Origin of the sequence: Actinoplanes sp. SE50/110 (genome assembly GCF_900119315.1) — a bacterium.
Classification (GTDB): domain Bacteria; phylum Actinomycetota; class Actinomycetes; order Mycobacteriales; family Micromonosporaceae; genus Actinoplanes.
Genome location: NZ_LT827010.1, coordinates 8,045,185 through 8,059,941 on the forward strand (window position 1 = coordinate 8,045,185; position 14,757 = coordinate 8,059,941).

The 14,757-nt window shown below is 74.1% G+C and carries 10 protein-coding genes; 5 read left to right on the forward strand and 5 right to left on the reverse strand.

The genetic code is table 11. The annotated features are described in order from the left end of the window. Positions 1–29: 29 nt before the first annotated feature. Both ACSP50_RS35890 and ACSP50_RS35895 read left to right on the forward strand, forming a co-directional pair. Positions 30–1,703: a stealth family protein gene (locus ACSP50_RS35890; RefSeq protein ID WP_231956786.1), complete on the forward strand. Its 1,674-nt coding sequence runs from the start codon at positions 30–32 to the stop codon at positions 1,701–1,703. Next, on the forward strand, positions 1,700–2,962 hold the full coding sequence (locus ACSP50_RS35895) for a nucleotide sugar dehydrogenase (RefSeq protein WP_014694233.1): 1,263 nt from the start codon (positions 1,700–1,702) through the stop codon (positions 2,960–2,962). The genes ACSP50_RS35890 and ACSP50_RS35895 overlap by 4 nt, the downstream gene beginning before the upstream one ends. A 324-nt stretch (positions 2,963–3,286) precedes the next feature. Here ACSP50_RS35895 and ACSP50_RS35900 read toward each other — a convergent pair whose 3' ends face one another. The 3 genes from ACSP50_RS35900 to ACSP50_RS35910 are packed head-to-tail and all read right to left on the reverse strand — an operon-like array spanning position 3,287 to position 6,334. After that, positions 3,287–3,730, reverse strand: a complete 444-nt coding sequence (locus tag ACSP50_RS35900; RefSeq protein WP_014694234.1) for a GtrA family protein — start codon at positions 3,728–3,730, stop codon at positions 3,287–3,289. After that, complete coding sequence (locus ACSP50_RS35905) at positions 3,690–4,736, reverse strand: glycosyltransferase family 2 protein (protein ID WP_014694235.1); 1,047 nt, start codon at positions 4,734–4,736, stop codon at positions 3,690–3,692. Before ACSP50_RS35905 ends, ACSP50_RS35900 begins: the two co-directional genes overlap by 41 nt. After that, on the reverse strand, positions 4,733–6,334 hold the full coding sequence (locus tag ACSP50_RS35910) for a hypothetical protein (RefSeq protein WP_014694236.1): 1,602 nt from the start codon (positions 6,332–6,334) through the stop codon (positions 4,733–4,735). Before ACSP50_RS35910 ends, ACSP50_RS35905 begins: the two co-directional genes overlap by 4 nt. Before the next feature lie 86 nt (positions 6,335–6,420). Between ACSP50_RS35910 and ACSP50_RS35915 the strand changes: the two genes are divergently transcribed. Continuing rightward, positions 6,421–8,385: an acyltransferase family protein gene (locus tag ACSP50_RS35915; RefSeq protein WP_014694237.1), complete on the forward strand. Its 1,965-nt coding sequence runs from the start codon at positions 6,421–6,423 to the stop codon at positions 8,383–8,385. On the opposite strand, the gene ACSP50_RS35920 is transcribed toward ACSP50_RS35915, so the two are convergent. Together ACSP50_RS35920 and ACSP50_RS35925 are read right to left on the reverse strand one after the other, a co-directional pair. Next, on the reverse strand, positions 8,368–9,033 hold the full coding sequence (locus tag ACSP50_RS35920) for a hypothetical protein (protein WP_014694238.1): 666 nt from the start codon (positions 9,031–9,033) through the stop codon (positions 8,368–8,370). The genes ACSP50_RS35915 and ACSP50_RS35920 overlap by 18 nt on opposite strands. A gap of 2 nt (positions 9,034–9,035) precedes the next feature. Continuing rightward, positions 9,036–11,231: a glycosyltransferase gene (locus tag ACSP50_RS35925; RefSeq protein WP_014694239.1), complete on the reverse strand. Its 2,196-nt coding sequence runs from the start codon at positions 11,229–11,231 to the stop codon at positions 9,036–9,038. 97 nt (positions 11,232–11,328) lie between these two features. Here ACSP50_RS35925 and ACSP50_RS35930 point away from each other — a divergent pair, with 97 nt between their 5' ends. Together ACSP50_RS35930 and ACSP50_RS35935 are read left to right on the forward strand one after the other, a co-directional pair. After that, the gene (locus tag ACSP50_RS35930; protein WP_014694240.1) at positions 11,329–13,623 is read left to right on the forward strand and encodes a glycosyltransferase family A protein; all 2,295 of its coding nucleotides are present in this window, start codon (positions 11,329–11,331) and stop codon (positions 13,621–13,623) included. Between the two features lie 306 nt (positions 13,624–13,929). Next, on the forward strand, positions 13,930–14,415 hold the full coding sequence (locus tag ACSP50_RS35935) for a CAP domain-containing protein (RefSeq protein WP_014694241.1): 486 nt from the start codon (positions 13,930–13,932) through the stop codon (positions 14,413–14,415). Positions 14,416–14,757 lie beyond the last annotated feature (342 nt).

The window sequence follows — 14,757 nt, forward strand, 5'->3', positions numbered from 1 at the left end:
TCCGTCTCCGCCGCGGCGTTGAAGCACGCGTGGTGCGGCGAGAGGACGACGTGACCCTGCGGGCGATGCTGCGGCGGGCGCCCTGGCCGATCCGGCGGCGGATCGCCCAGGCCGGGAACCGCCTGCTGCCCCGGATCGCGCCGGACCGCCGGCTGCGGGTCGCCCGGACCCTGGCCCCGCTGGCCGGCCGGGTCGTCCGCGGGGCCCGGGTGGTCACCGCGACCAGCCCGGCCGAGGTGCGCCGGGCCAACCTCGACCGGGTGACCGCGGCCCTGGACGCGGCCGGCGTCGACTGGTTCCGGGTGCCGGGCACCGACCCGCGGCGGACCGCCCTCGGCGTACCGGAAACCGATCGCGACCTGGTGGACCGCCTCCTGGGGCGGCTCGCGGGCGGTGATCGCGGGATGATCCGCCGGGACCGACGGGTGGTGAGCGTCTGTTGGCCGGTCACCGACCCGGCCGGCGGCCTGGTGCTGGGTCCCGAGTTCGGCTGTGACGTGGAGTTCTGGCGAACCGACCGGGACCACCTGACGGCGCCGCGGCGCAATCCGGTCGCGGACCGGTTCCCGGCCGGCGAGCCGGTGGTGACCGCTCCCGAGGCGACCTTCGGGGCGTTCCGCGCGACCGACGACCACAGCCTGCACCGCACCCGACGGGTCTTCACCACCGCCGTCCCGGACCGGATCGACTTCCCGATCGACGCGGTCTACACCTGGGTGGACGGCGGCGACCCGGCGTGGCGCCGGCGCAAGGCCGAGGCGCTGGCCGGCAACCCGTGGGTGGCCGGGCTGCACGCGCAGGCGGCCAACGACTCCCGGTACGCCAGCCGCGACGAGCTGCGCTACTCGATGCGCGCGCTGCACTGCTTCGCGCCCTGGGTGCGGCACGTCTACCTGGTCACCGACGGGCAGGCGCCGGCCTGGCTGAACCGCGGGCATCCGCGGCTGACCGTGGTCGGGCATCGGGAGATCTTCGGCGGCACCGGCACCCTGCCGACCTTCAACTCGCAGGCCATCGAGTCGCGGCTGCACCGGATCCCGGGGCTGGCCGAGCACTTCCTCTACCTCAACGACGACGTGTTCCTGGGCCGGCCGGTCACCCCGGACCTGTTCTTCACCGCGACCGGCCTGACCCGCTTCTTTCCGTCGCCGTCCCTGGTCGACCTGGCCCCGCGCGGGCCCGGCGACCGGCCGGCCGACGCCGCGGCCAAGAACAACCGGCGGCTGATCGAGCAGGCCTTCGGGCGGGTGCTGACCCGCAAGATGATGCACACCCCGCACCCGGCGCGACGCAGCGTGCTCCAGGAGATCGAGCGGCGCTTCGCCGAGGAGGTCCGGGGCACCGCGGAACACCAGTTCCGGCACCCGGACGACGTGTCGATGCTCTCCTCGCTGCAGCAGTACTACGCGTTCCTGACCGGCCGGGCGATCCCCGGCGAGATCCGGCACCGGTACGCCGACCTGGCCGACCCGCACACCCCGCTGCGGCTGGCCGCCCTGCTGCGCGCCCGGGACGCCGACACGCTCTGCCTCAACGACGTGGACAGCGGCGAGGCCGCGGTGCCCGAGCAGCGGGCGCTGCTGGCCGAGTTCCTGCCGGCCTACCTGCCGTTCCCGTCCCCGTTCGAACTCACGCACCGGCCCACCGGCCCCCGCCGGCCGGCACCCGCCCCGTCCCCGCAACTCACCAGGAGAATTCCTTGAGCTACGACGTTGTCATCCTCGGCCTGGGGTACGTCGGACTGCCCCTGGCCCAGCAGGCGATCCGGGCCGGCATGTCGGTGCTCGGCTTCGACGTCGACGAGACCGTGGTCAAGTCGCTGGCCGCCGGCCGGTCGCACGTCGACGACCTGAGCGACGCCGACGTGGCCGAGATGCTGGCCGGCGGGTTCCGGGCGACCGCCGACGAGACCGAGATCGCCACCGCGCGCACCGCGGTGATCTGCGTGCCCACCCCGCTCTCCGAGGGCGACGGCCCGGACCTGCGGGCGGTGACCGGCGCGACCGGCTCGGTGGGCCGCAACCTGCGCGCCGGGATGCTGGTCGTGCTGGAGTCGACCACCTACCCGGGCACCACCGACGACGTGGTCCGGCCGCTGCTGGAGCGGCTCTCCGGGCTGACCGCGGGGATCGACTTCCACCTGGCCTTCTCGCCGGAGCGGATCGACCCGGGCAACGCCGAGTACGGCGCGCACAACACCCCGAAGGTGGTCGGCGGGTACACCACCGCGTGCACCGAGGCGGCGGCCGGCTTCTACGGCCGGTTCATCGAAACCGTGGTGCGGGCGCGCGGCACCCGGGAGGCCGAGACCGCGAAACTGCTGGAGAACACCTACCGGCACGTCAACATCGCGCTGGTCAACGAGATGGCCCGGTTCTGCCACGAGCTGGACATCGACCTCTGGGACGTGATCAACGCGGCGTCCACCAAGCCGTTCGGCTTCCAGGCGTTCTACCCGGGTCCGGGGGTGGGCGGACACTGCATCCCGATCGACCCGAACTACCTGTCCCACAACGTGCGCAGCAAGCTGGGATACCCGTTCCGGTTCGTGGAGCTGGCGCAGGAGATCAACGCGACGATGCCGGCGTACGTGGCGCGGCGGGCGCAGAACCTGCTGAACGCGGACGGGCAGGCGGTGCGCGGGGCGACCGTGCTGCTGCTCGGCATCACCTACAAGCCGAACATCGCCGACCAGCGGGAGTCGCCGGCGGCGCCGCTGGCCCGCCAACTGGCCGCGCTGGGCGCGACGGTGTCCTACCACGACCCGCACGTGGGCACCTGGGACATCGGGGGTGTTCCGGTGTCCCGGACGGAGGATCTGGAGGGTGCGGTGGCCTCGGCCGACCTGGTGATCCTGGTGCAGAACCACCGCGAGTACGACGCGGACCACCTGGCGCGGCTGGCGAAGCGCTTCTTCGACACCCGGGGCGTCACCACGGGCCGGGAAGCGCATCGACTCTGACTTCGCGATCCATATCAAGACCAAAATCTTGATATCCGCAGGTCCAGCGGGGTGCAGATCGCATGCTCCCGCGCGGGCCGAGGCCGGCGATCTGGCCGCTGCGCGTCCAGGGCGATCGCCGGCCTCTTCACGGTCCGTGGGTGGTCCCGGACGGCGAAACCCGGCCCCGCGGGCCCAGCGGCTCGCCGAGGCCCCGCGGAAGTCGAGTGCCCGGCCACCCGGGCTCAACGGTGAGCGACCGCCCAGCGGGAGTCGAGTGCCCGGCCACCCGGGCTCAACGGTGAGCGAAGGTCCAGCGGGAGTCGAGTGCCCGGCCACCCGGGCTCAACGGTGAGCGAAGGTCCAGCGGGAGTTGAGGAAGTAGTTGACCAGCGGAATCAGGGTCAGCGCGATCGGCTGGACGATCGGGTAGGGCGCGGCGAGCACCTCGGTGCCGAGCCACAGCACCAGCGTGTTGATGGTGAAGGCGACCGCGGTGACGATCAGGAACCGGGAGCCGGCGATCGCGTGGCCCGTCGTCGAGCGGAAGACCCACCAGCGCTGCAGCGCGTAGGACACCGCGATGCTGGCCACGAACCCGGTCGTGGAGGCGACCACCGGGCGCAGGTGCAGCAGGTGGACGCCGCACAGACCGATGCCGAAGTGGGTGAGGGCACTGGCGCCGCCGCTGAGTCCGTAGCGGACCACGCGGGCCAGGCGCGGACCGGGCAGCAGCGCCCGGACCGGCTCACCGCCGCTCCGCACGCTCCACCCACTGCTCCGGGACATCGAGCGACCGTAGTCCCCCGCCGGCCCGCTCGGCCACCGGGACATCGAGCGGGCCGAGGCGGCCGCCGGAATGCTCGGCCATCCGGCGCGGACCGGCCAGGTCCCGGAGCAGGTAGCGGGGCCGGCCCCGGACCTCCTCGTGGATCCGGGCCAGGTATTCGCCGATCACCCCCAGGCCGAGCAGCACGAACGTCCCGGTGACCAGCAGCAGCAGGATCACCGTGGGGAATCCGGCCACCGAGTGCCCCTGCATCCAGCGGACCAGGGTCTGCACCCCGAGCACCGCGGAGAACGCCGCGAAGGCCAGCCCGACCAGGGTGACCAGGTGCAGCGGGGCGGAGGTGAACGAGGTGAGCCCGTTGACCGCGAGCCGGAACAGGGAGCGGGCGGTCCACCGGGACGCGCCGCCCTCCCGATGGTCGATGTCCACCTCCACGGTTTCCCGGGTGAAGCCGATCCAGCTGCTGGTGCCGCGGAAGAACGACGAGTGCTCGGGCATCTGCAGCAGCGCGTCCAGCGCCGGCCGGGCGAGCAGCCGGAAGTCGGTGGCGTTCACCAGGTCGACCTTGGTCATCCGGGTGAACGCGTGGTTGAACACCCGGGCGCCCAGCCGGCTGCTCAGCGACTGGCCGGTCCGGTTGCGTTTGACCGCCTCGACCACCTGGGCGCCGGCCCGCCAGCGGCGGATCATGTCCGGGATGGCGGCCGGCGGGTGCTGCAGGTCGGCGTCGATCACGATGACCGCGTCACCGTCGGCGTGTTCCAGGCCGGCCAGCAGCGCGGCCTCCTTGCCGAAGTTGCGGGACAGCCGCAGCCCGCGCACCCGCGGGTCGTGCGCGGCGTGCCCGGCGATCCGGCGCCACGAGTCGTCGGCCGAGCCGTCGTCGACGAGCACCAGTTCGTAGTCGTGGCCGGCGAGCACCTCGCGCATCCGGTCGACGAACCGGTCGACCCCGGCGCCCTCGTTGTAGACCGGCGCGACCACGGAGACGCGGCCGGGGGTCATGCCGGCGCCCCGGTGCAGAAGCGCCGCCCGGCCAGCTCGCGGGTCGCCTCGTCGACGGCCTGGTCGAAGCGGCGCAGCTCGGGCGGGTATCCGGTCCGGCGGCCCGGTGGCAGGCTGTCCCGGAACTGCCGGCGCAGCTCGCACCGACGGGCGTCGCCGGCCGCCGAGCGGTCGAAGTCGACGATCTCCTGGGCCACCCGGTCGTGCACGAACGCCGGCTTCTCCGACGCGGTGCCGGCCCGGTAGTCGCGGTTGGCCGAGGCGCCGGCCGCCGCGACGACGGCCAGCAGCAGCACTGCGGCGAGCCGGGCCCGGTGCTGCCGCAGGGTGGCGATCGGGGCCACGGTCAGCAGGGCGCCGCCGGCCCCGGCCAGCGCGCTGTCCCGCCAGCCCAGCCCCCACCAGCCGGCCGCGGCGAGGTGCTGCATCTGCTCGTTGAGGGCGCCCATGGCGGCGGCCGGGACCAGCACGGCCAGCGCGGTCGCGGCCAGCGCGAGCACCTGCCGGCGGTCGGCGGCCGGGTGGCCGGGCAGCTCCCGCCGCAGCTTCCACACCAGCGGGAGCATCGCGAGCAGGGCGAGCAGCAGGGCCGGGCCGAGGGTGTGACCGTACGGTCCCTCGCTCGCCCGCTGCCACATCAGCGGCGGGATCCACGCGGTGAGCCGGTTGGGCAGCGCGCCCGGGGCGCCGGGCAGCGCCACATCGGAGCCGGAGTAGCAGCGCCCGGCCGCGCACCGGGCCGCGATGATCAGCCGGACCGGGACGGCGACCGGCAGGAACCCGGCCCAGAGCAGCCCGGTGAACCGGGCGCCGGCCCCGGTCAGGGTGTCCCGCCAGGACCGGCCCAGGATCAGCCGGGCGCGGATCGGGACGACCACGGTGGCCAGTGGCAGGGCCAGCCAGGCCATCTCGTTGAAGGCCGCCAGGGTGAGGCCGAGCGTCAGGGCGAGCACGATCGGGCGTACGCCCAGTCCGGTGTTGTTCGTGAGGTGCGCCGCCGCGGCGGCGACCAGGAGCACCAGCGCCGCGGTGAGGAAGTAGAGCCCGCCGAACAGGATCGTGGTGCTGGTCCGGCCGGCGGCCACGAAACCGCCGGCGGCCGCGAACGGCAGCACCGCGACGGGCAGCGACGGCGGGCCGGCGAACGCCCGGCCCCGGGTGGTCACGCACTCGGTCAGCACCACCGCGGCCAGGGTGAGCAGGATCGCGCTGAGGAAGGAGACTAGGCGCAGCGAGATGTTGGCGGGCAGGCCGAACACGTCGGTGAGCGCGAAGGTGAGGGTGTCCAGCAGCCATTCGGCGATCCGGCCGAGCGGGCGGAAGTTGCCCAGGTTCAGGTATTGCGGGACCGAGGTGACCGCCGCGCCGACGAGTTCCCACGGGCGGGTCAGGTAGCGTGCCCCGTTGGCGTAGACGTTGAACCGGTGGTCGGCACTGGGTTGCGCGGCGACCAGCGGGGACAGCACGATCAGCGGGACCAGTGCCGAGCGCAGCAGCACGCCGCGCCACAGCGGGCGCGGATCGACCGTCGGCTGCCCGGACCGCCGCTGCGGGCCGGTGTCCGGATCGGCGGGGGCACTCAGCGTCTGGGCAGTCACAGCAAACGCAACGAGGGCCGCCGGAACGAGGTTGCGACGTGGACGACCACCCGACACCCCGCGCCGGGGCGGAGCGTTAGAGGGCGATGAGCCTCTCGCCGAACTTCCGGTCCGACGTCGAGGGCCTTCGCGCGGTCGCGGTGCTGCTGGTCGTGCTGGGCCACGCCGGGGTGCCGTTCGCCGCCGGCGGCTACGTGGGCGTGGACGTCTTCTTCGTGATCTCCGGCTTCCTGATCACCTCGCTGCTGCTGCGGGAGCGGGCGGCCGGGCGGATGTCGATCCGCCGCTTCTACGCCCGGCGTGCCCTGCGGTTGCTGCCGGCCGCCGCGCTGGTGCTGGTCAGCACGCTGCTCGCGGCCCGGCTGTGGCTGCCGCCGATCCGGATGGGCGACCTGGCCAGGGACGCGCTGTCGGCCGCCGGGTACGTCGCCAATCTGCGGTTCGCGCTGACCGGCACGGACTACCTCAACGCCGACGCACCGCCGTCGCCGTTCCAGCACTTCTGGTCGCTGGCCGTGGAGGAGCAGTTCTACCTGATCTGGCCGCTGCTGCTGATGCTGCCGCGGCGCCGGCCGGTGCTGATCGGGCTGGTGCTCGCCTCGTTCACCGCCGGGGTGTGGGAAACCACCCGGTCGGCGCCGTGGGCCTATTTCGGCCCGCACACCCGGGCCTGGGAACTGGGCGCCGGGGCGCTGGTGGCCCTGTTCGCGCCGAAGGTCCGCAACGGGTGGCTGGGCGGTGCCGGGCTGGCCGCGATCCTCGGGGCGGCGCTGTGGTGCGACGACGCCACCGCGTACCCCGGCTTCTACGCCCTGCTCCCGGTGGCCGGCACGACCGCCGTGCTGATCGGCGGCCTGCCCCTGCTGGAGGCCCGGCCCCTGCAGGCGGTCGGCCGGCTCTCCTACGGCTGGTACCTGTGGCACTGGCCGCTGCTGCTGATCGGGCCGGCCGCGCTCGGCCGGGATCCGTCACTGCCGCTGTCGCTGCTGCTCGCCGCGGCCGGGCTCGGCCTGGCCTGGGTGACCTACCACCTGGTGGAGAACCCGGTGCGGCACCACCCGTGGCTGCGCGTGCGGACCGCCCCGGCGCTCGGGCTGGGCGCCGCCCTGTCCGCCCTGGTCGCCGCCACCGCGGTCACCATCGCGCTGCTGCCGCACCCGGTGCCGGCCGGGGCGGCGATCCGTGACCTGCGGGCCGCCACGGCGCATGCCACCGACCCGTACGCGGTGGTCACCCGGGCGGTCCGGGCCTCCCGCGGCCTGCGCGAGCTGCCCGCCAACCTGACCCCCACGCTGGCCCGGGTCAACCAGGACAAGGCCCGCGTGTGGGCGGACGGCTGCCACGTCGAGGCGCCGGTCCTGGTGGCGCCGGCCGGCTGCGAATACGGCGACCCGGGGTCGACGACCACCGTCGTGCTCTACGGCGACTCGCACGCCGCGCAGTGGTTCCCGGCGATGGACCGGCTGGCCGAGCAGCACCACTGGCGGCTGGTGTCGATCAGCAAGTCGTCGTGCTCGGCCGCGGACCTGCCGCTCTGGCACGACGGGCTGAAACGTGAGTACACCGAGTGCGCCGCGTTCCACACCTCGGCCGAGGCCCGGATCCGGGCGTTGAGACCGGCGCTCGTGGTGATCGGGTCGAGCTTCAACTACCGGCCGGTCGACACCCGCACCGACGAGGCGGCGCAGTGGCGGGCCGGCTGGCAGCGGACCTTCGCCGCACTGGGGGCGGCGAAGGTCGCGCTGATCGAGGACACCCCGTACCTGGGTGGTGAGCGGGTCCCGGTCTGCGTGGCCCGCCAGGCGCGCCTGAAGCGGATCAACCGGTGCGGCAAGCCCGCCACGTCGGCCCTGCGCGGGCCGGCGCAACGCTCGGTGTTGCCCGGCCTGACCGGGGTCACCGTGGTCGACCCGGATCCGTGGCTGTGCACCGACTTCTGCCCGCCGGTGATCGGCAACGTGCTCGCCTACCGCGACTCCAACCACCTGACCACGACCTTCGCCCAGACGGTGGCGCCGCTGCTGGACGCGGCGCTACCGCGTGTTCAGTAGGTCGGCCAGGGCCGGCGGGTGCAGCCGGTCCACCACCACGGTCCGCTCGGTGTTGTGGTCCCGGCAGAGCTGGGCAAGCCGCTCGGCGAGCAGGTCGTCCCAGGCCCGGTCGGGCCGGTGCCGCTCCCAGGTGGCCCGGTCCGGCAGGTACTCCATCAGCACCCCGAGCTTGCGCAGCAGGGCGAACGCCGGATCGTCGGTGAGCACCACCGGCCGGTGGTCCGGCGTCACCAGCAGCCGCTGGTTGACCGTCACCAGGAAGTCCCGCAGGGCGTCGTGGTCCAGCCCGATCGCCACGTACAGGTGGGCCGGACGGCGCGGGGCGACCGGCGGCCGGCCGGCCTGCCCGGGCACGACCGCCGAGCCGGCCGGGGCCGGGCGCAGCCGCCGGGCCAGTCCGCGGACCAGCCGCGGTGAGGTGTGCCAGGGGTCGCGGGCGAACGACACCAGGGCCCGGCCCAGCCGGTACGAGCCGCTGTCGGCCAGCTTCCGGCTCTTCTCGCGCTCCCGGTCACGCTGCTCGACGAGCCGGTCGCAGCGGGCCCGCCAGGAGTCGCGCTCCAACTCGACCGACCGCATCCGCCCGGTCAGCGCGGCGATCTCCCAGTGCAGTCTCTCCAGCTCCGGCTTGGTGGACAGATCGGACATGTTCACGCTCCGCTTCGTACGTTCTCGGCTCTTCGTACGGTTTCGGCGGCGAGTTCCGCCAGCCAGCGTGCCGCGGCCCCGGCTCCGTTGTCGAAGCCCACCTCCCCGCACCGGCGCACCAGCTGTTCGCGCACCTCGGGCCGGACCGCCTCGGCCAGCACCCGGTCCAGCTCGTCGCTGTCCGGGTCCTCCACCCACAGCGCCGCCCCGGAGGAGGCGGCGAACCGGGCCCGGGCCACCTGGTCGTCCAGGGACGTCTCCCGGTTCGGCACGAACACCGCCGGCACGCCGAAAGCGAGCAGCTCATGGAAGGAGTTGTAACCGGACGCACTGACCACCAGGTCCAATCCGCGCAGATACCGGCTGATCGGGTACACCTTGACCACCGTGGCCCCGGGCACCGGCGGCATCGGTTCGGTCGCGATCATCGACTCGGCGAGCAGCACCTGGAACCCGGCCTCGCGCAGCTGCCGGGCGATCCGGCCGACCGGCGAGGCGATGTCGTTGATGTTCCCGGCGCCCAGCTGCAGCAGCGCGGCCGGACGGCCCGGTTCCAGGCCCAGCGCGGCCCGGGCCTCGTCCGGCGCGGCCAGGTCCGCCCGGTCCAGCAGCATGATCGGGTCGACCGCGTGCACGCCGGCCCGGTCCGCCACGGTCGGGCCCCGATCGACCGCCGCGGCGAACTCGCCGGGCTCCAGGATCCGGTCGAAGGCGGCGCCCCGGGCGATCCACTCGGCGCCGGTGCCGCGCCGCCACATCGGTCGGCGCACCCACACCCAGGTGACGTCCGGGCGGGCCGCGGCGGCCGCCACGATGCCCTCGTGCGGGACGCTGTCGACCGCGACCACGGCCGGGCGGTGCAGGTCGACCAGGTGTTCCAGGCGGGCCTGCAGGAAACCGGCCCAGCGCTGCTTGGCCAGGCCCAGAACGGTCCGGGACGGCAGGTACTCGGTGAGGAAACCCTCGCGGTGGGCGACCGAGGCGCCGTACGACTGGGTGGCGATCACCGCCGGATGCTGCTCGGGCAGACGCCGGCCGATCGCCATCAGACGGGACAGGTGGCCGAGGCCCGCGCCGTTGTCGCTGAGCATCAGGACCGGGCGGGGGCGGGGGGTGGGCTCGCCGTGCCGGGCCGTGCCGGAAGCCCGGTGGGCGGCGGGGCGGGCGCCGGCGCCGCGGTCGGCGAGGCGGGCCAGGTGGGAGGCGACGCCGTAGCGGGTGTCGACGAACTCGCGGGCCTTGGCCGCGACCGCGCGGTAGGACGCCGGGTCGGCCCACAGGCGGCGGACGAGGGGCTCGACGCCGGCCGGGGTGGCATACAGGGCCGCGTCACCGAAGATCGGGCGGAAGTGCTCGCCGATGATGGCGGGAACGCCGGCGGCCATCGCCTCCAGGATCGTGCGGCCGAACGCTTCCACCAGATCGGGGTGGTGGAAGTAGACGAAGAAATCGATGCTGCGCAGGAAGGCGAGAGGCTCCTCCTGGCCGAACGGGATGATCTCCCAGTTGGTGGGGCGGCGGCCGAGGATGCGGGTGGCGATCTCACCGCCACCGAGAACGCGTACCCTGATGTCCGGCTTGTCGGGGTAAGCCTGGAGCAGCTCGCCCGCGGTGGGGGGCCATTTGACCAGGTCGGCGCGCCCGTGCCGGCCGATCACCGGGATGTCCCGCTTCCGCGGGACATCGTTGGGCCACTCGCCCACATCGATGATCTCATGCCAGTCCTGGTCCGACAAATCGGACAGGCCCTGCCGGATCTGCGGGCTGATCGGCATCCACTCGATCTCCGGACCGAAGTACAACTCGACCCGGTCGCGCACCTCGGCGAAGTCGTAGTACCGCGCCGGATCGGCGGCATCCCCGGGCGCCTGGTTGAGCACCATCACGGTGCGCCCGGCCCGGATCCGCGGGACCACCGCCAGGTCCTCGGTGAAGATCCGCGGCTGCCGGATCACCAGCAGCTTGGCCTGGGTCACCGCGTCCGGCGTGGCCAGCTCGGCCGACCCGTCGCGGAGCAGCTCGGCGATCCGCGGGCTGAACGGCAACCCGTCCCGGTTGTGCGGCGACGGCACGTGCACCAGGACGGTCCGCAACCCGGCCTCGGCCTGCGCGCGCACCTCGGCCGCGATCGCCGCCGAGTTCCCGCCCGGATACCGGAAGTCGGAGAGGATCGCCACGTCATGGACGGTCGCGGTCATGCTCGTGCACTCCCCCTGCTCGGCTTTTGCCCCCCGGGTGCAACGACCCGCGGGGTGATCACGTCACGCCGGGCCGGGCCGGGGCGTTGGGCATTCCATGCGGACGCACATCACCCCGGGCGCGTACGGATCCGCCCTGCTCGACCGGCATCTGCGGAGCCTGCGCAAGACCGGCCCGGACGGGCCCGCGACGGCCGCGCTGCGAGCCCGGTCCGCGGACGCCCGGGCGCTGCTCGCGTACGCCGCCGGCGTCACCGACCTCGACCAGTTGCTCAGCCGGGCCCGCGCCGGACGCCCCCTGCCGGACCGGGCCGACCCGTGGGACGTCGGCGAACTGGCCCGGGTGATCGCCCTGCAAGATCTGGAGCCGGAGGACCGGGCCGACGGGCTGGCCCTGTTCGACGCCCTGCTGCGGGCCCACGGGCCGGCCGCGATTGCCCCCGCCCACCAGGGTCTGCATGTGCAACTCGCGTTCCCGGCCGGTCGGGCGGCCGACCTGCTGGAGCGCTACCGTGCGGTGCCCCGGCCGATCCGCGAGGCGCTCGCCGTCGACCTGGCCGCACCATCGACCTGGCTGACGCGGTTCAACGGCCTGCTCCCGGCGCCCGGCATCGCCCTGTCCGAGGGCGCCGGGCCGCGCTTCGACCGGATCCGGCCCGGGATCGCCCCGACCACCGCCGGCGGGACCCTGATCAGCACCATCGTCACCACCTACCGGCCCGAGCCGGCGCTGCTCGTCACGATCCGCTCGCTGATCGCGCAGAGCTGGCCGGACCAGGAGATCCTGATCGTCGACGACGGCTCCCCGGACACCGCGATCCTGGACCGGGCGGCCGCCCTCGACCCGCGGATCCGGGTGCTGCGGATGCCCGTCAACGGCGGCACCTACCTGGCCCGCAACGCCGCCCTGGACGCGGCTGCCGGCGAGTTCGTCACCTTCCAGGACTCCGACGACTGGTCCCACCCGCTACGCCTGGAACGCCAGGTGGCGCCGCTGCTCGCCGACCGTGGCCTGGTGGCCGTCACGTCCGCCGGGATGCGCGTCACCGGCGACCTGGTGATCACCCGCCCGGGGCATCCGCACCATCGGACGTACAACCTCTCGTCGTTGATGATCCGGCGGGAGCCGGCCCTGGAGCGGCTCGGCTACCTGGACACCGTCCGCAAGGGCGCGGACGCGGAATACGTCGAACGGGCCCGCGCGGTCTTCGGCCGGCCCGCCGTCCAGCACCTCGGCGGGGAGACCCTCGCCCTGATCCGGCTCTCCGGCGGCTCGCTGTCCAGCGCCGATCAGGCCCCCGGCTGGCTGCACCCGGCCCGGCAGGCGTACCTGTCGGCATGCCAGGCCTGGCACACCCGGATCGTCGCCGGCCGGGAACCGGCCCGCCGGCCACGCACCCCGCAGAGCCGCGCCTTCGCCGCCCCCGCCCTGCTCACCGGCACCGCCCGGCCGGAAACCTACGACCTGATCCTGGCCGGCGACTTCACCGCACCGGAGAGCGCCGGCCCGCTGCGCGCCCTGACCGGCCGCGCCGTCACCATGGCCCTGCTGCACCTGCCCACCCTCGACGCCGCCGGCCGCAACCTCGACCCGGAGGTCCAACGCATGATCAACCTGGCCGAGGTCCGCCAGGTGTTCCTCGCCGACCGCGCGCACACCCGGCTTCTGGTGGTCCGCGGCCCGGCCGCGATCGCTTTCGCCGCCGGCCTGCCCAGCGGCATCAGCGCCGACCACGTCGTGATCGAGCACGATCCGGACTGGTCCCCCGCCGCGGAGGCGCTGACCGCCGCCTCGATCCGCCTGTTCGGCGTCGAACCGGTCACCGTCCCACTGCCGTGCACCGTCGACCCGCGCCGCTGGCAGGCGGTCCGCACCCGGCCCGCCGGCGACCGCCCGATCCTCGGCCGGGCCACCGCTGACGGCCCCGACCACCTGCGAACCCTGCGCCGACTGGTCCGCGACGCCCCGGAATGCGACGTCCGCGTGCTGGACCGGTCCGCCGACGCCACCACCGCCTTCGGCCGGCGCACCCCGCTGAACTGGCTCGTCTACCGCGAGCCGGACGTCACCCCGCGCGGCTTCCTGCACCAGATCGACTTCTACCTCGGCCTGGGTGACCCCCCGGCCACCCTGCTGCCCGCCCTGGCCGCCGGCTGCGTCCTGCTGCTCCCCCCGGAGAGGGAGGCGGAATACGGCTCAGCGGCCGTCTACTGCACCCCGGACGACCTGCACCCGACGATGCGGCGGATGCACCGCAGCCCGGAACGCTGGGCAGCCCAGAGCGGCCGCGGCCGCGACTTCGCCCGCCGCCACCACCACGGCGTGTACGCCGACGCGGTCCTGACCCAGCTACGCCCGGCCGAGCTGCCGAAGCCCCGCACCGCCGGCTGACCCGCCACGACCGCGCCGTCCGCCGCCCGCGACTCCCGGCGGGCCACACGGCAGCGGGGCACGGCACAGGGCGGACACGACGCAGGGCGGACACGACGCAGGGGCACACGGCAGGGCGGGCACGGCAGCGGGCGGTCGCGGCACGGGGCGCGCACTGCTGCCGCAAGTTGTGGAACGGGTGCGGAGGGCGGCAACCGATCGGCGACCCGGGCACTCCCGATCCGCGATCATCGCTGCGACAGGGGACGCCGAAGGGAACGGTGAGCCCGGCGACAAGCCGGGCGCCGCTTTCCGAAAGGGATCATCTTGCGCTCGCTGTTCCGCCGCCTTGCCGTCGTCGCCGCCCTCGCCCCGGCCGCCGCCCTCGGCGTCACGCTGCTGGCGACCCCGGCCGACGCCGCCGGAGTCTCCGAGGCGACGCTGCAGGCCGACATCGTCAAGCTCACCAACGCCCAGCGGACCGCGCACGGCTGCGCCGCCCTGAAGGTCGACGCCCGGCTGATCACCGCGGCTCGCGGGCACAGCGCGTACATGGCTCAGGGTGGGGCGTTCAGCCACACCGGCAAGGGCGGCTCCGACTTCGTCGCCCGCGAGAAGGCCGCCGGGTACCCGAAGCCGTCCGCGGAGAACATCGCCTGGGGATACCGCAGCGGCAAGGACGTCGTCGCGGCCTGGATGAAGAGCCCGGGACACCGCGCCAACATCCTCAACTGCCAGTCGAAGACGGTGGGAGTGGGCGCGATCTACAGCAAGGGCGGCGCACCCTACTTCACGCAGGACTTCGGTTACTGATCCGGCCGGGCCAGGCGGAATCTGACGGTCGGAAGCAAGGTCGAATGCTCGCAGCAGATGTCGTGCGCCGCGGCCGACAACTGATCGTCGCCCATCGGGGGCGAGCGGGCACAGCGCTTTGGCCGCTGTCGCGTTCAGGACAATCGCCCAGCCCTTCCACATCCGCTGTTGGTCGCGGAATCCCCAAGCAAGCCGGCTTTGCCGGCCCATGAGCAGGCCCCCGCCGATCCCCCTGCGGCGGGGGCCTGCTTCTTTGCCTGCCGCCCATGATCGTGGGCCGATCGGCAGCGCGGGTCGACGGCGCGCGGCCGAACGGCAGCGCGGGCCGACGGCGCGCGGCCG